The sequence below is a fragment of the Tissierella sp. MB52-C2 genome (genome assembly GCF_030931715.1).
Lineage (GTDB): Bacteria > Bacillota > Clostridia > Tissierellales > Tissierellaceae > Tissierella.
In genome coordinates this window covers 445,196-466,744 of the sequence record NZ_CP133261.1, presented here as the reverse complement: position 1 = coordinate 466,744, position 21,549 = coordinate 445,196, and the positions used below count along the sequence as shown (strand labels likewise).

At 29.4% G+C, this 21,549-nt stretch carries 25 protein-coding genes; 2 read left to right on the top strand and 23 right to left on the bottom strand.

The genetic code is table 11. The features are described from left to right. Positions 1-2 precede the first annotated feature (2 nt). From RBU61_RS02250 to RBU61_RS02200, 11 genes are all read right to left on the bottom strand, one after another. Entirely contained in the window at positions 3-761 is a 759-nt protein-coding gene (locus tag RBU61_RS02250) for a class I SAM-dependent methyltransferase (protein ID WP_308877928.1), read from the bottom strand. Between the two features lie 207 nt (positions 762-968). Further along, positions 969-1,505 (bottom strand): GNAT family N-acetyltransferase, encoded by a 537-nt coding sequence (locus tag RBU61_RS02245; protein ID WP_308877925.1) that lies wholly within the window; start codon positions 1,503-1,505, stop codon positions 969-971. A 40-nt stretch (positions 1,506-1,545) separates the two neighbouring features. After that, entirely contained in the window at positions 1,546-2,232 is a 687-nt protein-coding gene (locus tag RBU61_RS02240; protein ID WP_308877923.1) for a 5'-methylthioadenosine/adenosylhomocysteine nucleosidase, read from the bottom strand. 135 nt (positions 2,233-2,367) lie between these two features. After that, positions 2,368-2,679 carry an RNHCP domain-containing protein gene (locus tag RBU61_RS02235; RefSeq protein WP_308877921.1) on the bottom strand — a complete coding sequence of 104 codons (312 nt, stop codon included), beginning with the start codon at positions 2,677-2,679 and terminating at the stop codon, positions 2,368-2,370. Positions 2,680-3,078: 399 nt separating this feature from the next. After that, positions 3,079-3,648, bottom strand: coding sequence for a class I SAM-dependent methyltransferase (locus tag RBU61_RS02230; protein WP_308877919.1), 570 nt, complete (start codon positions 3,646-3,648; stop codon positions 3,079-3,081). 46 nt (positions 3,649-3,694) lie between these two features. Then, a complete protein-coding gene (locus tag RBU61_RS02225; protein ID WP_308877918.1) occupies positions 3,695-4,246 on the bottom strand; it encodes a GNAT family protein in 552 nt (183 codons plus the stop codon). Further along, a complete protein-coding gene (locus RBU61_RS02220) occupies positions 4,225-4,590 on the bottom strand; it encodes a GNAT family N-acetyltransferase (protein ID WP_308877916.1) in 366 nt (121 codons plus the stop codon). Before RBU61_RS02220 ends, RBU61_RS02225 begins: the two co-directional genes overlap by 22 nt. Before the next feature lie 22 nt (positions 4,591-4,612). Beyond that, the gene (locus RBU61_RS02215; RefSeq protein WP_308877915.1) at positions 4,613-5,650 is read right to left on the bottom strand and encodes a P1 family peptidase; all 1,038 of its coding nucleotides are present in this window, start codon (positions 5,648-5,650) and stop codon (positions 4,613-4,615) included. Positions 5,651-5,853: 203 nt separating this feature from the next. Further along, positions 5,854-6,267, bottom strand: coding sequence for a GNAT family N-acetyltransferase (locus RBU61_RS02210; RefSeq protein ID WP_308877913.1), 414 nt, complete (start codon positions 6,265-6,267; stop codon positions 5,854-5,856). 120 nt (positions 6,268-6,387) lie between these two features. After that, positions 6,388-7,128: a SagB/ThcOx family dehydrogenase gene (locus RBU61_RS02205; RefSeq protein WP_308877911.1), complete on the bottom strand. Its 741-nt coding sequence runs from the start codon at positions 7,126-7,128 to the stop codon at positions 6,388-6,390. A 96-nt stretch (positions 7,129-7,224) separates the two neighbouring features. Then, positions 7,225-7,395, bottom strand: coding sequence for a hypothetical protein (locus RBU61_RS02200; RefSeq protein ID WP_308877909.1), 171 nt, complete (start codon positions 7,393-7,395; stop codon positions 7,225-7,227). A gap of 167 nt (positions 7,396-7,562) precedes the next feature. Here RBU61_RS02200 and sfsA point away from each other — a divergent pair, with 167 nt between their 5' ends. Both sfsA and RBU61_RS02190 read left to right on the top strand, forming a co-directional pair. Then, a complete protein-coding gene (sfsA, locus tag RBU61_RS02195) occupies positions 7,563-8,264 on the top strand; it encodes a DNA/RNA nuclease SfsA (RefSeq protein WP_308877906.1) in 702 nt (233 codons plus the stop codon). A gap of 81 nt (positions 8,265-8,345) precedes the next feature. Next, a complete protein-coding gene (locus RBU61_RS02190) occupies positions 8,346-9,368 on the top strand; it encodes an alpha-hydroxy-acid oxidizing protein (RefSeq protein ID WP_308877905.1) in 1,023 nt (340 codons plus the stop codon). A gap of 81 nt (positions 9,369-9,449) precedes the next feature. On the opposite strand, the gene RBU61_RS02185 is transcribed toward RBU61_RS02190, so the two are convergent. The 12 genes from RBU61_RS02185 to RBU61_RS02135 all read right to left on the bottom strand — a co-directional run bounded on the left by RBU61_RS02185 (position 9,450) and on the right by RBU61_RS02135 (position 21,549). Further along, positions 9,450-10,007, bottom strand: a complete 558-nt coding sequence (locus RBU61_RS02185) for a signal peptidase II (protein ID WP_308877903.1) — start codon at positions 10,005-10,007, stop codon at positions 9,450-9,452. A gap of 51 nt (positions 10,008-10,058) precedes the next feature. Next, positions 10,059-10,328 (bottom strand): Nif3-like dinuclear metal center hexameric protein, encoded by a 270-nt coding sequence (locus RBU61_RS19460; protein WP_374212505.1) that lies wholly within the window; start codon positions 10,326-10,328, stop codon positions 10,059-10,061. A 101-nt stretch (positions 10,329-10,429) separates the two neighbouring features. Next, positions 10,430-13,348: an insulinase family protein gene (locus RBU61_RS02180; protein WP_308877901.1), complete on the bottom strand. Its 2,919-nt coding sequence runs from the start codon at positions 13,346-13,348 to the stop codon at positions 10,430-10,432. Between the two features lie 297 nt (positions 13,349-13,645). After that, positions 13,646-13,939, bottom strand: coding sequence for a signal peptidase II (locus RBU61_RS02175; protein ID WP_308877899.1), 294 nt, complete (start codon positions 13,937-13,939; stop codon positions 13,646-13,648). 14 nt (positions 13,940-13,953) lie between these two features. Beyond that, positions 13,954-14,265, bottom strand: coding sequence for a hypothetical protein (locus RBU61_RS02170; protein WP_308877897.1), 312 nt, complete (start codon positions 14,263-14,265; stop codon positions 13,954-13,956). A 36-nt stretch (positions 14,266-14,301) separates the two neighbouring features. Next, positions 14,302-15,810: a hypothetical protein gene (locus RBU61_RS02165; protein WP_308877895.1), complete on the bottom strand. Its 1,509-nt coding sequence runs from the start codon at positions 15,808-15,810 to the stop codon at positions 14,302-14,304. Between the two features lie 67 nt (positions 15,811-15,877). Next, on the bottom strand, positions 15,878-16,648 hold the full coding sequence (locus RBU61_RS02160) for a Nif3-like dinuclear metal center hexameric protein (protein WP_308877894.1): 771 nt from the start codon (positions 16,646-16,648) through the stop codon (positions 15,878-15,880). 25 nt (positions 16,649-16,673) lie between these two features. Then, positions 16,674-18,440: a S41 family peptidase gene (locus RBU61_RS02155; RefSeq protein WP_308879746.1), complete on the bottom strand. Its 1,767-nt coding sequence runs from the start codon at positions 18,438-18,440 to the stop codon at positions 16,674-16,676. 75 nt (positions 18,441-18,515) lie between these two features. After that, positions 18,516-19,385: a phosphotransferase gene (locus RBU61_RS02150; protein WP_308877892.1), complete on the bottom strand. Its 870-nt coding sequence runs from the start codon at positions 19,383-19,385 to the stop codon at positions 18,516-18,518. A gap of 88 nt (positions 19,386-19,473) precedes the next feature. Further along, entirely contained in the window at positions 19,474-20,010 is a 537-nt protein-coding gene (locus tag RBU61_RS02145) for an SDR family NAD(P)-dependent oxidoreductase (protein ID WP_308877890.1), read from the bottom strand. A gap of 225 nt (positions 20,011-20,235) precedes the next feature. Further along, complete coding sequence (locus RBU61_RS02140; RefSeq protein WP_308877887.1) at positions 20,236-20,538, bottom strand: hypothetical protein; 303 nt, start codon at positions 20,536-20,538, stop codon at positions 20,236-20,238. Positions 20,539-20,574: 36 nt separating this feature from the next. Continuing rightward, positions 20,575-21,549, bottom strand: coding sequence for an NAD-dependent epimerase/dehydratase family protein (locus RBU61_RS02135; protein ID WP_308877886.1), 975 nt, complete (start codon positions 21,547-21,549; stop codon positions 20,575-20,577).

Sequence of the window (21,549 nt, the reverse complement as noted above, 5' to 3'; positions counted from 1 at the left end):
AGTTATTGTTTTTCTGCTATTAAAAAATATCTATGTTCTAATGTTTCTATATATCCTTGTTTTTCTAGCTTAGCTTGTAATTCAACAAGTTTATTAAAACATCTTTCTACTGAAAAACCTGGAAATTCCCATTCAATTATTTTTGCATAAAATACAAATGCTCCTATATCATAAAAGTATGTTTTTGGGAAACATTCTCCCGTATCAATAATTCTCATTCCAATGGCTTTTGCCTCTAATAAAATTTTATCAAGATTTAAATCAATATCAGTTATATTAGGATACTCTCCTAGTAAAAACTTTGATATCTCTCTATTATTCATGCCTCCGACCTGTTGAGTAATAAAAATTCCACCTGGTTTTAGAATACGATTAATCTCTGTTACGCAGAAAGATTCATGTCTATTTATTATAATATCAAAGTATCTATCATCAAATGGTAAATTGCTGTCATCAGAAACTGGTCTTACATCAATCCCATAGGAAGTTAATACACTTTTACAAAGTTCTATATTAGGCAAATAACTTTCTGTGGCATAAGTTTTTCCTTCTGTGGGATTTAAAGATAAAAGAAACTCTCCACCACCAGTCCCCATATCAAGCAATATTTTTTCTTCACTAATATATGATTTAACTAATTTCTTATAATCCCATGGTAGTGTTTCTTCTTCCATACGATTGTTTATATGAGAAAAATCCCAACCTTTAAATGAATATCGTTCTTCATATCTCCAAGTTTCTTTTAATTTTTCTAAATTCATAAAACTACACTCCTTTTAAAATATATTAGATGTTTTCTAAAAAGTGCAGTTTACTGATAACTAATTAATCTGCTCGATACAATCTGCTATCATATTTTATAAACTGCACCAAGCAATTACCGAATTTAAGCTTCATCCTGATCCTTCCTTTACAATTTATTTTAAATTTATATATCGAGAAATCACTAACGCTAAAGATCATAATGTTTAATCAATTTCCAATCCCATAGATATAGAACTATAGTATCTACCATCAACATAGAAATCTCTAGATATAATACCTTCTTTTTTAAAACCTAATTTTGTATATAGATTTACAGCAGTTTCATTATCTTCTCTTACTCTTAAATTGATTTTCCTTACTACATTACCTTCTTTTGCCCAGTCTATCATATATTTAATTAACTCTTTTCCTATTCCTAGCCCCCAGTATTTTTTAGCAACGCTAACTCCAAATTCTCCCGTATGTTTAGTTCTTTGTCTAGCCCCTCCACTATAATTTATACTTCCAGCTATTTCATTTCCAATTTCAGCTATAAGATATATTTTATTTTCTGCATCTATATGACTTTCAATTATTTCCTCTTCTTTTTCAAGAGTTATATCAAATTCATTGTCTCCGAATGTAAGAAAATCTGACTCTCCACCTATTTTATTTACATAATTTATCAGGTTTAAGGCATCTTCCTTCTTTGCTGTTCTAATAATTAAACTTTGTCCATTTTTTAGCTTTAATTGTTTCATTATATCTCACTCCACTTTTATACTTAGGAATATTTCTTACCTACAATATTTGTAGCATACCCAAAACGATTTCTGCTGATTTATTAGCCGCAATAGTTTCAAAGTCATTATAACTAATTGTAGCCTCATCATCAGCATTATCTGATATACTTCTGATGACCACAAAAGGTATATTATTTATATAAGCAACATGTCCTATTGCAGAGCCTTCCATTTCAACACAATGTGGTGAATAGTCTCTAAGTAGATTTTTCTTTATTTTACTATCTTGAATAAAGCTTTCTCCGCTTATTATTCTTCCAATATGATAATTCCAATTTTCACTATGATGTGATTTACATGCTTTGATAGCGGCTTCAATTAATTTCTCATCAGATTCAAAACAATCTCTATAGGGAAAACAATTTTTCATCTGAGCCTTTCTTACATCGTGATGTGTTACATTGTTAGATATTACTACATCACAGATTTTAACTGATTCATGTAATCCGCCAGCAATTCCTGTATTTATAATACTGTCTACTCCAAATCTGTCGATTAAAATTTGTGTACATGAGGCTGCATTTACTTTACCTTCACCGCAACGGGTTATGATGACATCTTTATCATCTATAGAACCTAAAAAGAAATCAAATCCAGCAATATTATCTTCTCTATTAATATCAATCTTGTTTTTTAACAGCTCAATTTCCGGAGCCATAGCACCTATAATGCCGATTTTTTTCATAACTTCTTCACCTCTTACTTTCAGGCTTTATTATTTATAGTCCTCTATTATATTATTTTTAAAATTCTATATGATTTTTGATTATAAGATGTGGTCATTAATTTAAGCAAATGTCAACCACTATATAACATTATTTTAATTAAATAGCTCCAATATTTTTTCCAATAAATCACTTTGAATTGTATTTTGAGCTAAAATATTAACTTTCTCTTCTTCACATCTTAAACATTTATGGATTATTTGTAATCCTTTACCTGACTTGTGTTTTATTCCTATTGGTTTCATTAACCCCTTACATTCATTCAATCTATCTCCCGAAACTATATCCATATGCTTAGAATACAAGCATATGGGACAATGATTTCTATAACTTCCATTGGTTACTGGACCAATTTTTTCTCCACAGTTTTCACAGATAAATCCTTCATTTCCTTTTTTTCTTGCCATTCTATATACAACCTCCTTGATTTAGTATATTTAAATCAAAGAGGATGGGTTCTGTAGTTTCTTTTATTCTCTAGGCTTGATTAACTAGTGACAAATTCACCGCCGTTCCTTTAGGGTTAGCGATTACTTTCAGTTCCTACTTCATTAGAACATATTTAATCTCTAAATCCGAACCTCTGTCAATTTTATTTATTTATATTGACCACTGTAACGCAGGTTAATCCCCACATTCCACTGATAAGTGTATGTTAACCTCACTAGCACTGGCTCATCCCCACCTATGCATATAGTATAAATATAGTTATTTCTCTCATAAACAAGCTTATCCTCTCCCATTAATATATAACGACCACATTTATAAACTTAACTAAAATTTAGATATTTTTAAATGATTGCAATTTATTTCCTAAATATTATTTTAAATACTTTATCTCTTACTTCCTCTTTTATTACGTTGAATCCAATACTTTCTCCAATTCTAGTAAAATATTCAATATCTTGAACCTTATCTTTTCTTGAAACCCCATAGCCAGTTTTAATCACCTTAATAGGAGTTTCTATTTCAAGCTGGATTACAAAAATATCTTTTATACCACCATCATATTCTGGTATCGTAGCATCCCACAAAACAAATTCCCCATTATCCTTCAATACTCTATATATCTCTTTAAAAACCTTTTCATGATCATCTTTATTAATATACATTAATGTAAAAAAAGATGTTACAGCATCAAATGAATTATCTAAGAAAGACAATTCTCTTGCATCCATAACTATTTTTAATGGTCCTTCTGGCGTTTCTTCCAATTCATCTTTTCTTGGATCGATAGCAATTACCCTATTACCATAGCATAAGCCTATTATCCCTTCTCCACCGCCACCAATATCTAAAATTCTTTGTCCCGCCGATCCTTCTTCTATTATTATTTTCTGATTTCCAACAACATATATTCTTTCATCTTGGCTCAATTTACTTCATCCCTTATCGGTTAGAAATATGTTTTTAACACTATCATTATAAGTTGTTTACTTTTTCAACATTACACCATTCTTCAAAAAGTATAGCCATAGAATACTCATCCCAGTATTTACCATCCCTAAAAAGTTCTTGTTTTAAAATCCCTTCAACTTTAAATCCACATTTCTCATAACATTTTTTTGCCCTTTCGTTAAATGAAAATACATTCAATTTAATCTTATTTATATTCATTTGTTCAAATATAAACTTATTTAAAATCTTTATTGAATCTGTACCATATCCTTTACTCCAATAGTTTTTGTCCCCAATATATATTCCTATTATGGCTACTCTGTTTAACCAATTAACATTGTTTATTCCACAGCCTCCAATATATTTTCCTGTTTCTAAATCTTCTATGGCAAAGTTATAAGTATCTTTAGAGTTCAAAAGACTTTCAAACCATTTTTCTTCTTCCTCAAGTATCATAGGATAGGGTATTTTATTTACTAATAATTTCTTTACCTCGCTATCATTCATATATTCATAAGCCAACTTAATATCTTCTTTTTTATATGCTCTTAATTTTACTTTATCTCCGTAGTACAACAAACTCTCCCCCTTATATTCATAATGAATACTTGATTATAATGTTCTCCCATTAGTCTTCCTAATCCTTTTCCTCGAGAATCAGATGAAACCATAAATAATGCGTTTGCCACATGGGATCCCAAATCAGGCTGATTAGCAATTAGCTTATACATTCCAAGAATCTTTCCATCATATTCTGCGACATAGGATATAACCTTATTACCAAACCAATAATCATATGCTATCTCTTCACTAGAATCTGGAGAGAATACATAGGTATCGCCCTTCACTATAATCTCTTTAAATATATTCCATATATCTTTAAAATCTTTTTCTTCTGCTTTTCTTATATTAATATTCATACTAATTCCATCCTTTTTATATTTATATTAAATCCTTTAATGAATATACTTTCTTCCCATCTCTGCCAATAGAACTAGTAGAACATATTAATGAATTCAATATTGCCTCTTCAGTTGCTTCAACTGTTGCTTTAAAAATTTTATTTATCTTATTCTCATTAATTATCTTAATATCAACTACATCATTTTCTTCATAATGCTTGATTATATTAGCCGTTGAAAATCCTATGACAACTTCACCACTTCCATTACCTGTATAGCTGCCAGTTTTAGATATACCAGGATAAACTCTCTTTATTATTCGTTTGAGCTGTCTAGATGATAGAGGGATATCTGTAGCTAATATTATAATTATAGACCCTTTATCTTCTGTTTCATTTTTTTGATTAACTTTTTCAGCTAGTTTAGGTCCTATATGATCACCATTTAAAATAAAATCTTCCAAGGAGCCAAAGTTGCTTAGAACTAGAACTCCCAGTGTATATTGGGTATTTCCTAATTCAATAATTCTAGATGATGAGCCGATACCACCTTTCAGATTATAGCAAATCATACCTTTACCAGCCCCAACGTTTCCCTCAGCAAATTCAACATCACATTTTTCTATAGCTTCATAAATATGTTCTTGCTTTATATGAAGACCTCTAATATCATTTATTACTCCATCATTACATTCACAAATAATTGGATTTACAGTACCAGTTGTATTGCCAATATCATCATTCTCACTAAGCATGTACCTGACTAAAGTTTCATGGGCTATACCAACACTAAGTGTATTGGTAAGTATGATAGGTGTTTCTATAGTACCTAATTCCTCAATTTGAATAAGACCAGTGGATTTTCCAAATCCATTTATCACATGACACGCTGCTATTAGCTTGTCTTTGAAAATATTTCCTTCATGTGGTAATATTGCAGTTACTCCAGTCTTTACAATTCCATCATCTAAAGTTGTATGACCTACCTTTACACCTTTCACATCAGTAATTGAATTATTACTTCCGATTTTAAAAGTACCTATATTGATTCCATAATCCCTTATTTTCTTATTTTTCAATATTACCACCTCTTAAATATTTCTAATTCTAAAAAGTAAATTGTCTTATAATATCATATGAGTATTATTAAATGCAAGACTTTTTTCTAAAATTCCCCATAATTAATAAAATAATATAAAAATTACATTTATCAATAAACAATCTAATACAATCCCCCAGATATTTCACTGGGGGATGTAGAGTACTTATTATAAACTTTATTCTAGTCAAACTTGGCAAATGCCACTACCATACCATTATCACAAGAGAAAAATCCATTTGCTTCATAAAATCGTCTAGTCTCTTCTCTCTCATCTGTTAACAAAACTTTTTGACGAACATCCTTATATTCATCTAAAATAAATTTTAGAAGCTTGGATCCTATCCCCTTTTTCTTGTAGGATTGTAACACTAAAATATCTTGAACATATATTATAGTTAGTCCATCTCCTACAACTCTAACTAAGCCTACTAACTTATCTCCATCCCATGCTGAAATAACCATTAAAGATGATTCTATTGCTTTCATTAGTCTAGGTAAATCTTTTGTATAGCTTATCCACTCTGCATCATCATATAGTGCCTTTATATCTTCTTGTTTAAAATTTTTAAAATATTTATAAGTAATACTATTCATGCTCATCTCTCCTTTATTTTTATTATAGAAAATAAAGAAGCTATATCCACTTTTTAACCATATTAAAACTCCTTCAATTTTTATTTGTTTTTTCTGTAGATGGCAAAGAAAATTATAAACTTAAACTCTACCTACTGGAGCCATATATACTACGAATTCATCTTTTCCATCTACTTTAACTAAATCATCCATAAGATTTTGATCATATGCTGCTATAGCACAAGTGCCTAATCCAAGTGACTCACAGGCAATATATAATCCATGACACATGTGACCAGCATCTATAAGCATTACCTTATGTGCAAGTTTATCGTATCTCCATTCTCCTCTATATGGTAAGCAGCTCCAGATAAAATTGACTGCGGCAGTTCCAGCAAACTTTTGATCAAGGGTTCCAGATGTTATTTTCTCTGGTATATTTTTTTCTTCACATAAGAACAATAGTTTATGCTCTAATGCTAGATATCTGTAAATCCCACTTTTAAGTCCTTTCACATTTTGAATAGCTAAGTATGTCTCAAAGGGATGTCTTGCTCCGGCTGATGGCACTGGTCTTACTGTTGCATAGTTATCCCCTCTAATATCCTTTACACCTTGAGTTGCCCATAGAAGATAAGATAGTTCTCCTATTGATAAAGATTCTTCTGTATATTCACGATGGCTTTTCCTCTCTAATATGCACTTATGTATATCTTGTTTAACTATAATATTCTTATCTATATCAGGTAACTCAATTATTTCAATATAATCCCCATATGATTTTTGAAGTGATGGCTGAGGTAATTGCTTTTTCTGGTCTGATACTATATCCTCCATAAATTTTGACTTCATAAAATCTCGATTTTCTTTGAATCTATCCATTTCTAATCTCCTTTAATAAATTTATATATTACCTACTTTAATATTCTACATTTACTTGCTAAATTCCTTCTTTTATTCAGTAATATTAAAAAATTATTATTTTTCCCTTTCTAAATAAGTAACTATAGAAAAATATAAATTTCCTTCCTGGTTATATTCTATATCTATAATTTCCAGTATATTCTCTTCATTCTCATCTATCCATTGGTTGACTTTTTCTTTAAGTGCAGATCCATCTTTATAATCAACTATATACATATATTTCACTTAATTCACCTCCTAATATAATAGTTATAACTATTATATTAGCTTCAGATATTAAAGTTTCCTCATTTTCCCATCAACTTCTTTATGATTAGAAAAATTGATATAAAACATTCCCAATGATACAATAATTAATATTATATTAAATATTAATTATCAAAGGAGAAAATATGGAATATAAAAAAATAGTAGAGGGAATTTTTATAAAAAGACCTAATAGGTTTATAGCTGAAGTCCTCATAAATGGAAAAGAGGAAATAGTTCATGTCAAAAATACTGGAAGATGTAAAGAGTTACTTCTGCCAGGGGCGAAAATCTTATTAGAAGATTGTAGTCATAATCCTAGCAGAAAAACTAAATATTCTCTTATATCAGTTTGGAAAGGCAATATGCTAGTAAATATGGATTCCCAAGTACCTAATGCAGTTGTTTATCAAGCTCTCAAAGACAATGCCATTAATGAGATCAATAATTTAACAAAAATAAAAAGAGAAGTTAATTTCGGCAATTCTCGATTTGATATATATTTTGAGTCTGAAAATCAAAAAGGATTTATTGAAGTAAAGGGAGTTACTTTAGAAGAACAAGGGATTTCCATGTTTCCAGATGCACCTACAGAAAGAGGTACTAAACACGTATTGGAAATGATTGAAGCTGTGAATCAGGGATATAGAGGAATAATTTTCTTTCTAATACAGATGAAAGGACCAAATATATTTAAATTAAATTGGCAAATGGATAGTAAGTTTTCTGAGGCTGTTAAACTTGCTAGTAAAAATGGTGTTGAAATATTGGCATACGATTCTATTGTACAAGATAATAGAATTGAAATAGGTAAACCTATTGAACTTGACCTTATTACTAGATTCTAACTTTAAAATTCTCAGTGTATCTTGTATAATGTAATAGCATAATCAATTATTCTACTAATGATAAATAAGGGAGGACTTAAAATGAATATAAAAGAAGTTAGGAATATAGCAAGAGAAAAAATGAAGGGATATTGTAGAGTATGTCCTGTATGTAACGGAGTTGCTTGTGCAGGAGAAGTGCCTGGCATGGGAGGTTCTCTAACAGGATCTGCTTTTAAATCAAATGTAGAGGATTTAAGGAAAGTTAAATTAAGACTAAAAACTATACATGATGCCAAAAATCCTGACTTAAACTTTGATTTCTTTAATACAAAACTTGATACGCCAATAATCAGTGCTCCAATAACTGGTACTGAATTCAATATGGGTGGTGCACTAACTGAAGAGGAATACATAGATAGCGTCGTAAATGGTAGTTTATCTGCTGGTACAATAGCAATGATTGGAGATTCTGCTGACCCAGAGTTATACGATTCTGGTCTTGATGCCCTTAAAAAAGTAGATGGTAAAGGTGTTGCTATTATAAAACCTAAGGAAAACGAAATTGTTATAGAAGCTTTAAGAAAGGCAGAAAATATAAATGCTATTGCTGCAGGAATGGATATTGATGGTGCTGGACTTATTACTATGGCTTTAAAGGGTACTCCAGTTGGACCTAAAACTGTAGAAGAATTAAAGGAAATTATCTCCTCCACTCACTTGCCATTTATATTAAAAGGTGTGATGACAAAGGAAGAGGCTCTTCTAGCAGTTGAAGTTGGAGCAAAGGCCATAGTAGTATCAAATCATGGTGGTAGAGTATTGGATCATGCAGAATCTACAGCTAAAGTGCTACCTGAAATAGCTGAAGCTGTTAAGGGTAAAATAATGATTCTCGTAGATGGAGGAATCCGTTCAGGAGTAGATGTATTTAAAATGATTGCTTTAGGTGCGGATGCTGTTTTAATAGGTAGACCTGTTATTATTGGTGCTTTTGGTGGTTATAGCGAGGGAGTATCTCTAGTAATTCAAGAGATGAAAAATCAACTTCTTCAGACTATGATATTAACTGGTGCAAAAGACTTAACTTCCATCGATAAGTCTATGATTTCTATTGAATGGTAAAATATGAAAAGTTAATCTATTATACTAAAAAACAATCTTAGTTAAAAAAGGTTGTAGGAAAATATCCTACAACCTTTTTAACTATTCTCCTCTTGTTAGAAAATCCTTTTTGATAAATTTAATATAATCCTTTAACAGTTCCTTGTCATTTATTTTAGAAACTTTTTTCCCATTTTTTATAATTAACATAATTACTAATACTTCAAAAATAGTTAAATAACAATCCTTTAGGTCAAATACGAAAAATCCTTTTAATAGTATATAGTCTAGACTACCATTCCAAAAAATTTTATCTATTAATGAGCATATGATCCCTGCTAATAAAAATATTTTTAGTATATTAATCATTGAATTTTTTGCAGCTTTAGCTTCTAAATATTTAAAAGCATAGTAGCTAAAAAACAAAACAAATACTACCAGAAGTATATGAAAAATTCTACCCCACCCCAAATTAAATAATGAATTTATATATGAGTAGTTGTCATTTAAAACAGGTGCAAAGTATAATATATCTTTTATTATTGGAGTTTTTATACCATAGTAAGCTTTGACTATTATCTTTATCCCTTGCTCCAATATAATTAAGGCTAGGATCATGGTTTCGGTAATTTTATTCTTATTTTTTATTATCTTCTTCATACTTATCTCCTAACACGTTCATTCTTTAGGTCAACTTTCTAATTCTTTCTACTAATTTAGACTCGTCTTTTCTGTTTCCAAATGTTCTTCTTTTAATCTAATTATTTCAATATCCTTATATTTATCCTTAATCTTCTTAGCAAGGCTTTCGATTCCAAATACTTCAGTAAAAGTATGACTTCCTACTATTAAATTTATCCCTACGAACTTTGCATATTCAATGGTATATAATACTTTTTCACCTGTTATATAAACCTCGGAATTTCTCTCTACTGCTTCTCGTACATCTGTGGTAAAGCCCCCGCCACCACAAACTAAAATCGAAATAGGTAAGCCAGTAGAAATAGATCTTGTTTCAAAATCCTAGTCTTATCATACTGGGACATGGTTTTTATACCCATGTCCCAGCTAATTCAATGTTTTTATTTCATTAGTTTTATTAGATTATTAAATAGCTCTTTATTATCTTTTATCTTGCTGTCATTACCTAATACACATAGATAATTTTGTTTCATTGTATCAGCAAGTAGTGGTGCAAAAGTTTTAATATCTTCTAGATTTGTTGATAAAACTTCATCCCTTATCTTTTGAATATCTTCTTGAGTAATATTTGATATATATCTACTAGTTTCCAATTGTCCCTTCATATGTGGAGTCATAGCTGGTTCTAGACGAGATATAGTTCCTATAATATATTGTATTAGCTCAGATTCATTCAAACTTAAGTTAGCGACATAATCGGACATATTATCATATACGGAGATGGTTTCCTTAAGGTTAGGATCACGGTAAGAAAAAGTAGTCATATGGCCAGTTTTTTCAAAAGATATACCTACACCATAAGCTCCACCCTGTGCTCTAACTCTGTTATGCAAATAGTCCCCATTTAATATGGTGGCTAAAACTCTCATACTACCATTATAATCATAACCAAGCTTATTAAAATTACATCCTTTAGATACATATTGAACATTAGCAGATGATAATATCCCTTCGTTCAATCTTTCTTCAGTAAAGCTGTATTCCTGTGGAATAAACTCTTCTTTATTTAGTCTTTCAGTAACAATTTGTAAATTATCCCTAACAATAGATAAATCCTCTTCATCTCCTGTGAAGCTTATAATTAAGTTATTTTTATTGAATATAGTATTATAAACTTCATTTAAGTTAGATATAATCTCCTCCTTATTATCATCAAAGCTTTTAATAGCATCAGATATAAACCAGTAAAAGTCTAGTCCCTTTAACTTCTCTATATACTTCCAAGGTGCCGAGAAATAAGAACTTACCCTTCTAGCAGCTACTGCATTGCCCCTATTAAATATATCCATTTCCATTCGGGATTTTATTTGTTGAAGTAGTTCTTTAATTCTCTTTTCATCTTCTAATTTTGTATCCTTTATTAATTCTGACATTAATTCTATTAGTTTAGGAATATTATCTCCTACAGTTTTACCTTTGACAATAAATTTAGGACTAAATTGCTCACTATCTCCATCTTTTATTAATGCGTTAGCGTCAAAATCTATTCCTCCAGTATTTACATATATATCATTTGATAATTCCGAGTAGAGTTTTGTTTTTGTATCCATTTTTCCTAGTAACCCAGCTACTAAATTTATATATGGAATATGTTTTTCTTGAACCATAGACATATCAAAGTATAAGTCTAAGTATGCAATTTTACTAGTAAATATATTATGGAAAAGCATAGTTATTTCATTATCTTTTATTACTCCCTGAGGAATAACTTCAGCTTTAGGTTCTACATCAGATATAGATAGTTTAGGTATTGTAGCTTTTGCTTCCTCAGTATCATTAGATAGCTGCATTTCTTTAAGTTTTTTGTTTTCTAAAATTAAAGTTTCTATTTGTTTTTCAGTAAGAGCTACCTTATATTTATCTAATTTATCTTCAAGATTTTTTTCCTTTTCTTCCCCTAAACCTTTTTTAGGTTCTATTATAACAAGTGAACTATGAGTATTATTAATAATATTATCTCTAATAAATTCTTCAAAATAATCAACATCTATACTTGCCCTAAGTTTTTTCAAAGCCTCTCCATATCTAAGATGACTTATTGGACTACAATCGTAAAGCCAACTATTTAAGGACAGTATATTATAAATAATACCTTTAGTTGGGAATTTAGACGCTTCTCGCAAATCATATTCAACTATGTTGATACAAGCCTCAATTAATTTTTTATCCAGTCCATCATTAACTAATTTATTTAAAGTGTTAAATATAATCTCTTGGAATTCTTCCTTTTTATCTATGGAAGTATTTTTAGCAACTATTCCAAAACCAGGTTGCAACCCTCCAAGATTCATTGAAAATATATCTTCACCGATTCCTGCATCTATCAACGCTTTCTTAAGAGGTGCTGCTGAAGAATCTATTAATAATTGGGATATTATATTATTCATTAAATAGTTTTCTAAATCTGAGCTTTCTCCTAATACAAAATTAAGGCTTAAGTAAGTACGATTCTCATCATTATCATCTATTCCAATTGAATAATAATCTTTTATTTCATATTTTGATGTAAATGGTTTTTGCTTTTCAATATAAGAATCAACTTCAATTTTATCAAAGCTTGATAGATAATTTTCATTTATAAATGAAAGTTGTTTATCAATGTCTCCATCACCATAAAGATATATATAACTATTAGAAGGATGATAGAGTTTTCTATGGAAATCTAAAAATGCCTCATAGCTAAGTTCCGGGATTATATCTGGGTCTCCACCTGAAGAATATTGATAACAAGTATCAGGATATAGGGATTTAGCTATATTTGCTCTTAATATGGTCTCAGGAGATGAATATGCTCCTTTCATTTCATTATAAACAACACCTTTGTAAGTAATTTTATCCTCCTTACTAAATAATTCATGATGCCAGCCTTCCTGCATAAAAATATCAGGTATTTCATAGATTTTTGGATATAGAACTGCATCTAAGTAAACATCCATTAAATGGAAAAAGTCCTTGTCGTTTCTACTAGCTACAGGATATAGAGTTTTATCACTGAAAGTCATGGCATTAATAAACGTTTGCAGAGATCCTTTTACCATATCCATAAAAGGTTCCTTTGTGGTATATTTTCTAGAGCCTGATAATACACAATGCTCTAAAATATGCGGTACACCTGTACTATCTGTTGGTGGTGTTCTAAATCCTATTGAAAACACTTTGTTATCATCATTATTTTCTAAATGAAGTAGCCTAGCACCAGATTTTTCATGCTGAAAAATTCTTGCCATTGACTGCAATTCATCTATTCTCCCCTCCTCTATCAATTTAAATCCATGATAAGCCTTATTAATTTCAAACATCATTCTTCCCCCTTATTTCATATTTTTTCTAGCAACTTTATTTTTTATAGAAAAATCTTTCTTGATAAATCCAATATAATCCTTTAATAATTCTATATCATTTATCTTAGAATTTTTCTTCCAATTTTTTATCACAAGTATAATTACTAATACTTCAAAAATAGTTAAATAGCAATCCTTTAGATCGAAAACAAAGAAACCTTTTAATAATATATAATCTAGAACTTCCATTCCAGAAGATTTTATCTATTAGAGAACATATAGTCCCCGAAAATAAAAATATTTTTAATATATTAATCATTGAATTTTTATAGTTCTAGCTTCTAAATATTTAAAAGCATAGTAGCTAAAAAACAAAATAAATACTACCAGAAGTATATGAAAAATTCTACTCCACCCCAAATTAAATAATGAATTTATATATGAGTAGTTGTCATTTAAAACAGGTGCAAAGTATAATATATCTTTTATTATTGGAGTTTTTATACCATAGTAAGCTTTGACTATTATCTTTATCATCTGATCTAACATAACTAATACTAAAATCATAACTTTGATAGTTCTATCTTTATTTTTTATTAGTTTATTCATGCTTATCTCCTAATCTATTCAGTCTTTAACCAATTTATTAAAGCTATTGTTATCAATATTATTGAGATAATTATTAATGAAATCCCTAGGATAGTAGGAGCATATGTCCAAGCACGAACTAATTCGTTTGAAACACTCCATACATTAGCTCCATATGGTCTTGAAAGACTTGAGCCAATGTCAGCTCCTTTTGCTAGTCCTAAAAATATACTTATATTACCTAATATAAATAATCCAATGCTGATTATACATACTTTTTTTAGTTTGCTGAATTTATTCCAATATGCAATAGCTTTTATTTTTCCCTCTCTCCCATTATACTCCATGGTGACCCCCTATATAATCTTAATTTTGCTTTAATTCTATTCTAGATACCATCTAAGTGAAAACTCTTCTCCACTTATTCTTTCAAATAATTCTTCATACTTATATAATCCCGATGGATTAATTACTTCGTTTATTAAAAATTCTCCAAATTCCTTTGGCTTTTCTGTTATATTATTTATTCCATATCTTTTGCAGAAAACTTTTCTAAGCATTTCACAGGTTATATCTCCCATAAAATAGTTATGCAAATATATTGGATGAGTTGTATAATGAATTGTATACGCAAATGGTGGCGCTTCATCAAATGGTTCATCCCCAAACAAATCCTTATTTATCTTAAAATATAGATTATATATATCATCTAATGAATTAATCTCATTTCTATATAATTCTTGATCAAAAAATATACTTCCTATAGATCTTAAATGACTTAATCTATTATACTCAACTAACTCCTTAAATCCTAACTCCTCTGATTTATCAAAGAAATCGGAATAGAATATCTCTTCATATAAGAAACTACTAAATAAATTAGCTATACCCTCTGAAATAATTCCGCTTACCCCTTGATTTAATAGTATCTCCTCCTCTTTAAGCAGGAAAGAATGCACTCCATGCCCAGTTTCATGAAGAAGCACCCTATATTCATGGTATCTATTCTTTACATTAGCAAGAATTCTTGAATCTACTCCAGCTTTTATAGGAAAATTATATCCCCATTCGGACTTATTTTTTCTTGAGAAAATATCATAAGTAATATTAAATTTGTCTAAATCTAGCCCAAAATTTAGGAAAAATTTTCTTAGAATCTCATAGTAGTTAGACATATCTACTATCCTATTTCTAATAGGGGATATTTTAGCCATTATATAATTTTCATCCCATGGCATCATTTCATCACAATTCAAAAACCTTTTTGCATATTCTAGTCTTTTACTGTCTAATTTATCAATATAAGGCTTTAATTCATCCTTCCAATTGGAAAATATGCTTGGACTCAATTCGTCTTGCTTTAAACTATATTCTACAAAATCCTCATCTCCATAAAGAGTAGCATATTCTTTTCTCATATTAATTAAATCTATAAATCCTCCATCTATTAAAGGCTTATTTATTTGATTTCTTGCAAAATATGCCTTCTTTCTAAGCTCTCTATTGTCCTCATTCGATAATATCTGAGTTAGCTCCACGCTAGAAACTTCCTTGCCATTTAATTTGAATCTAAAGGTATTAAGTATCATGGAAAGTTCATTTTTTTTCTTTTGGATTTTTTGGTTTAGTTGATTTAATTCATTGCTTAAATGATATGGTCTAATCATACTATAAAATATCTCTGCTCTTCTTTTATTCACTGGATTCAAATCTTTTTTAAAATACTCTAATGCTAATTCATAGTTGTTTTTATCCTCTAGAAAACAATTCATTTCTTTATAGGCATTATCTATTCCAAAATCATATCCTGCCGTATATTGAACCCATGATAATTTACTTAAATTTGTCTGCATTTCATCTAATTTAGTCGCCATTTCAAGTAATTTTTCCACCTATAATCCTCCTTAATTATAATATAATTTTTAATTTAAAAAGATGCGAATTTTCTAATTCTTTCTACTAATTTAGACTCGTCTTTTCTGTTTCTAAATGTTCCTCTTTTAATCTAACTATTTCAATATCCTTATACTTATCCTTAATCTTCTTAGCAAGGCTTTCGATTCCAAATACTTCAGTAAAAGTATGACTTCCTACTATTAAATTTATCTTTGAAAACTTTGCATATTGTATGGTATATAATACTTTTTCACCTGTTATATAAACATCGCAATTTCTCTCTACTGCTTCTCGTACATCTGTGGTAAAGCCCCCACCACCACAAACTAAACCTACTCTTTTTATTTCTCTATCATTAAATTTCCATGATTGTACCGGCTCTTCTAATGTGATTTCTATTCTCTCAACTAAGTCCTCAAATTTGATTGGTTCTTTAAACTCAGCAATTCTCCCACAGAAAAATCCATCTTCTTTGTGTGTCTTTTCAATAATTTCTAATCCTAACTTTTCAATTAAAGAATTATTTGTTCCAAATTCACAATCATCTAATGGAAGATGATTAAAATAATGCGACATATTATACTCCAAAAGCTTTTCTTTACAGGCTTCTTTCAACCCATATATAAACTCCCAAGCATCATGATGAGTTATCATTAAATCAACATTATTCTTTTTTGCTTCTTCAATGGTTTCAAGTGTTAAATTTGTACAATACCCAATTCTTTTTATATCCTCTGTGCCTCTTACAGTAATTCCGCTTTCCTCATGAAAGTTTTCATTATCTCTAGTGGTAAATAATTCTAATATATATTGTTCTATTTCTTTTAATTCCATGTTTGTCCTCCTTTAAAAATTTTTACTATTCATTTATAATCTTAATTGCCTTCTCTAACAATTCATCTCTACCTTCTTTTACTCCTTCAATTGTTGGTCTTATTTCAATATCTGGTACTATTCCTATCCTTTGAGTCTCAGTACCATCAGGATAATATACTCCTATACCACTCATTCCCGTATTTATACCTCCTGGAAGAGAAAACTGAGATACATTACCATCTGCTCCAGCTGTAGTACTACCAATAACCACTGCATTTGGTGCTGTTCTAAAAGCCATAGTATGATACTCAGCAGAACTCTGTGTTAATTCATTTATTATTATAACTACCTTTCCTTTATAATAATCGGAATTCTCTTTTCCTACTTCTAGAGGTTCTGTCATTTCAAATAGACCTGGCTCCGATATACTTCCTTGAGTAAACTTTACAAATTCCGTGCTTTGTGGCAATAAATGTTGACCTAAAGTGAATACTGTAAAATCCGATGGATAGCATCTCCAATCGATTATTAGTCCTTTTGTATCTTTTATTTTAGTCATGATCTCAGGTATGTCTTTGTTCTTTATTAGTCCTGGATAGATGTAGGCAATATCAGGATTTATAAACTTAAAATGGGTATCTTCAGGCTTGAATATACTGACACTCATTTCTGTAGCTGGAAGACATTGAATTTGCACTGATTCTATTTTACCGTCACGTAAAAATTCAATATCTAAAGAGTCCTCTTTAGTTCTAAGTAGACTTATTGCTATATCCCTTAATTTCGTAGGATAATTTGAAGCTGGAGTATATTTTAATCTATCCTCTACTATATCTTCAACAGTCTTATTGTTAACTTTTGTGATTATATCCCCTACTTTTAGTCCTGATTTCTCACCTAGCTCATTATCATGATATCCTGTTACCACAGCTTTATTTTCTACAAATGTTATTCTGACAGGTGCAAAATTTATTCCCCAATGATTCAATAAAGTTTTATCATTATACACATTAGCATGTGTATCGTTAACTCTTCCAATTAATTCTAGAACAGTAAGCTTATATTCAAGCTCATTTTCTGCTTCAATAAATTTAGGGATAAACTCTCTTAAAACATCATCCCAATCCTCTTCAATTAAATGTTTGTATGGAAAATAATATTCAATTATATTCCAATATCTATATAAAGATAACAGACGATATCCAGTATCAGAGTATTCCATTAGTGGATATGGGTTTTCATTTTTAAACTCTGGATTTTTAACCCCTTCAATGAAACTTACATAATAATTTTTGCCTGTCCTTTTTGCATCTTTAATATTACTTAGTTGTAATACAAGCTTCTCATCTAAATCTGAATTTAAAGTCCATTCCAAGTCGGGAATGATTTTAGTTTTTTCTGACCTTACTTTTGTATCCTCTATTACTTCAAATTCTCCTTGGCTTTCTATCCAATTAAATAAAATCTCATCCCTTTCAGTTATGTTCTCTGTATCCAAAATTTTAGGCAATACTCTAAATAATTCATAGTCCCAGTTATATTTACCCTTTGACACATTAGGATGATAATATTTTAGATATCCCCATATCTTACCAAGTAAAGTTAAATCATTTATTTTCTCTTCTGAAACTATGATTTCTTCTATTTTAGACCCCTTATCAAATTCATTATTATTTGCCTTTTTCTCCTTTATATTATAAAATACCTGACTTACCTCTATACCTTCCTGTTCTAATCCCATATTATTATCCCTATGATATTTGGCACTACATCCCATCATAAAAAAACATAGTACAATAACTAACCACATCTTTTTCACTTAGATCTCCCCCAAACAATTATCTCTTATATATTCTTATTTTAACTTTGGAATTGTCTCTATAAATTAAAGTATCTCTAATATCCCCTTATACAATTCTCCATTGTTAACTTTATCTAATGCCTCCTGTGCCCACTTTGGAAATATATCTCTTTCACAGGCTTGTACTAAACTGACCAAAATTGACACAACTTCATCTATCTTCTTTTCATCCTGATTTATTCCTTCATATTCTTTTAAAAATATATTGCCAGCCTCATCAGATAAAGAAGAGCAGACATTTCTTATATCACTATACCTAAATCCTACTCCTAGCATATTATAGTCAAACATAAATGCCTCCTTCTTATCTTTACTAACCACTAGATTAGTCCAATAAAAATCATTATAGGTAAAAGTCTCTTCAAATTCCTGGATTTTTAGAAAGATTAAATCTAAATGATCAATTAAAAGCTGCCATACTTTATTATCTCTAGTATTTGTTTTATTCATGACCAATTCTATATTTTCTTTTGTTATATAATCCATCTCCTTATAGAATTTCCTATCATTATTTTTTAAAAACTTTACTCCTTCATAGTGCAACTTCCTATACCATGATGCAAGAGCTTTTGCTACCTCTATGTCTGAAAGATCAGATTCAATCCCTAGACGATAATTTAGACTTTTATCTAAATCCTCCAGTAATAAAGTATTCTTCGTATATCCTATTACTTCTATTGTAGGTATATCTAGACTTTTTAAGATTTCATAATACTCAATTTCCCTTCTAAACTCATGTTTTTCAAAATACTTAATCACTAAATCTTTACCTTTATATTTTATCCTATAGAGATAAACTCCATTTCTATTTCTAATCTCATCTAAATTATCTATTTTATCATTAGATAGTCCTAGTAATGATAATTCTTGATAAATATGTTTTAATACATTCAAATAAACACCTCCTCTCATATCTTCATCATTTCATACTAATCTTTCTCTATAAAACCACAACATTGAAAGTTTTATCGTATTATAATTTTCACTTTAAATCCCTCTTTGCTTTTTTTGTCATTTTCACAAGCATTTTTCCCATTGGTAATGAAAAAGCATAACTAAGTCTTACCGATATTCTATCAGTAAATGAAGGGGTAATAAGGAATTTCTTGCTGTCTATATTTTTGATAAATCCTTTTCCTACTTTCTCAGGTGATGCCTTAAATTCTCTTGGAATCGGAAGTGGTGAAGATGATTTTGTATCTGTCAAAGGAGGATGCATTATATGAAATGTAATACCGCTATCTTCATATTCAATATTCATACATTTAGCAAAAGATTCTATTGCTCCCTTGCTAGATGCATATGAGCTTATATCTATAAATCCTGTGACATCTACACCTGAGCTTGTAAAACAGACCTTACCTTGTCTTTGATTTTTCATAATAGGGATTACAGCTTTTGTTAAACTTATGGCACCATAAAAATTTACATCCATTACTCTATTAAAATCTTCTTTAGTATGTTCTTCAAAATTTTTAAATAAACATAAGCAAATAATGTTTTCATCTTTTCCCCCCAATCAAATTAACCCTTAGTTACTATAGAATATAAATTTTTTATTCATTTAATATTTCAACTTCTTGATTCATCTTCCTTAGCATCTATTTAATCACCCCTAAGAAAACCTATCTATTACTTTATTCTGTAAATCTTATTAAATCCCTTCTTTTTATAAAATTTTTCTTTATATATAAAAAGAAGATAGATGGCTTATGACATCTATCTTTAGTTTCTTACTTAATTTTTAATTTCCTTTTCTTTTTTTCCTAGATAGGGATAATCCACCAAATCCACTTATTATGGCTATATAAAATCCTAAATCATACCAAAATCCAGTATTTATTGTTTCATATATTCTAATATTACTTTTACCTATTGAAAATATCAATGAAATAGGTGCTATCCATCCGTGCCATATACCTGATAAGAAATTAGCAGGTTTTTGTAAATTATATGAGCCATCTCCTGGCATACAACCTGTTGAAACTAATAATACTAATATAATTAAAATAGATAATTTGAATCTTTTAGATAAAATTTCACTCATATCTTTTACCCCCAATTTTATTTATTAGTATATATTCTATTTGTTAATATTAATTCCTAATTCCTTAAATATTTCTTCTTCAGTACGAATAATATCTTCTTTAAAAGATATGTTGTCTCTATTTGCTAAATACCAATTATAACTATTCTTTAATCCCATTATAAAATCCGCTTCTTCACTATATATACAATTAATTTTATTTACATCTAATACATTGCTATAGTTATAAAATGGAAAGAAGTCCCTTTCTTTACGTCCTTTAGACTTATAATCATACTCGATTATTTTAACTTCTTTACCTACTACTTCTGCACAATATTCAATCCATTCTCTAATAGTAACTGGCTTCTTATTTCCAACATTGAATATAGAAATATCTTGTTTTTTTATTTTAAGTAATTCTATAATAATATTAGCTAAATCTGTAGTATAGATAAATTGAAGATAAGTATTTGGGTTTGGAATGATAATCGGTCTATCTTTACAAATATGGTCAAAAATAAAGCTTTCTCTTTGAGCATAATTATTTTCTCCATAAGCATAGGGCGGTCGCAAAATAATAAGGTCTATAGAGGAATCTCTGAAATTTTCAATATAATAATTTTCAGCTTCTATTTTATTTTGTCCATAGGATGTCCAATAAGTATTTTCTTTTAACGGATCATTTTCTTTAAATGGAAATGTTAAGCTATCTACATCATATACAGCACTTGAACTAATAAATACAAAGGATTCTAATTCCTCTTTATTTAAAGCTTTATATAATATTTGTCCCTGTTCTTTATTTAAGGCAGATACATCTATAACAATATTAAACCTATATTTAGAAAGAACATTTTCCATTTGCTTATTGTCATTTCTATCACATATTAGATTATGCACATTATCTAAGTCTTGAGCTTTAGTTCCACGATTTAAAGTAAAAACATCATATTTATTTTCACAAAACACACCAACAATTTTCTTTCCTATAAAATAACTTCCACCCATTATTAAGACTTTCTTTTTCAT

What these genes read in the sequence shown, in the direction of transcription:
- RBU61_RS02250 (WP_308877928.1), bottom strand. Translation starts at nt 761, where the DNA reads ATGAATTTAGAAAAATTAAAAGAAACTTGGAGATATGAAGAACGATAT.
- RBU61_RS02245 (WP_308877925.1), bottom strand. Translation starts at nt 1,505, where the DNA reads ATGAAACAATTAAAGCTAAAAAATGGACAAAGTTTAATTATTAGAACA.
- RBU61_RS02240 (WP_308877923.1), bottom strand. Translation starts at nt 2,232, where the DNA reads ATGAAAAAAATCGGCATTATAGGTGCTATGGCTCCGGAAATTGAGCTG.
- RBU61_RS02235 (WP_308877921.1), bottom strand. Translation starts at nt 2,679, where the DNA reads ATGGCAAGAAAAAAAGGAAATGAAGGATTTATCTGTGAAAACTGTGGA.
- RBU61_RS02220 (WP_308877916.1), bottom strand. Translation starts at nt 4,590, where the DNA reads ATGAATATTAATATAAGAAAAGCAGAAGAAAAAGATTTTAAAGATATA.
- RBU61_RS02210 (WP_308877913.1), bottom strand. Translation starts at nt 6,267, where the DNA reads ATGAATAGTATTACTTATAAATATTTTAAAAATTTTAAACAAGAAGAT.
- RBU61_RS02205 (WP_308877911.1), bottom strand. Translation starts at nt 7,128, where the DNA reads ATGGATAGATTCAAAGAAAATCGAGATTTTATGAAGTCAAAATTTATG.
- sfsA (WP_308877906.1), top strand. Translation starts at nt 7,563, where the DNA reads ATGGAATATAAAAAAATAGTAGAGGGAATTTTTATAAAAAGACCTAAT.
- RBU61_RS02190 (WP_308877905.1), top strand. Translation starts at nt 8,346, where the DNA reads ATGAATATAAAAGAAGTTAGGAATATAGCAAGAGAAAAAATGAAGGGA.
- RBU61_RS02185 (WP_308877903.1), bottom strand. Translation starts at nt 10,007, where the DNA reads ATGAAGAAGATAATAAAAAATAAGAATAAAATTACCGAAACCATGATC.
- RBU61_RS02180 (WP_308877901.1), bottom strand. Translation starts at nt 13,348, where the DNA reads ATGTTTGAAATTAATAAGGCTTATCATGGATTTAAATTGATAGAGGAG.
- RBU61_RS02175 (WP_308877899.1), bottom strand. Translation starts at nt 13,939, where the DNA reads ATGAATAAACTAATAAAAAATAAAGATAGAACTATCAAAGTTATGATT.
- RBU61_RS02170 (WP_308877897.1), bottom strand. Translation starts at nt 14,265, where the DNA reads ATGGAGTATAATGGGAGAGAGGGAAAAATAAAAGCTATTGCATATTGG.
- RBU61_RS02160 (WP_308877894.1), bottom strand. Translation starts at nt 16,648, where the DNA reads ATGGAATTAAAAGAAATAGAACAATATATATTAGAATTATTTACCACT.
- RBU61_RS02155 (WP_308879746.1), bottom strand. Translation starts at nt 18,440, where the DNA reads ATGTGGTTAGTTATTGTACTATGTTTTTTTATGATGGGATGTAGTGCC.
- RBU61_RS02140 (WP_308877887.1), bottom strand. Translation starts at nt 20,538, where the DNA reads ATGAGTGAAATTTTATCTAAAAGATTCAAATTATCTATTTTAATTATA.
- RBU61_RS02135 (WP_308877886.1), bottom strand. Translation starts at nt 21,549, where the DNA reads ATGAAAAAGAAAGTCTTAATAATGGGTGGAAGTTATTTTATAGGAAAG.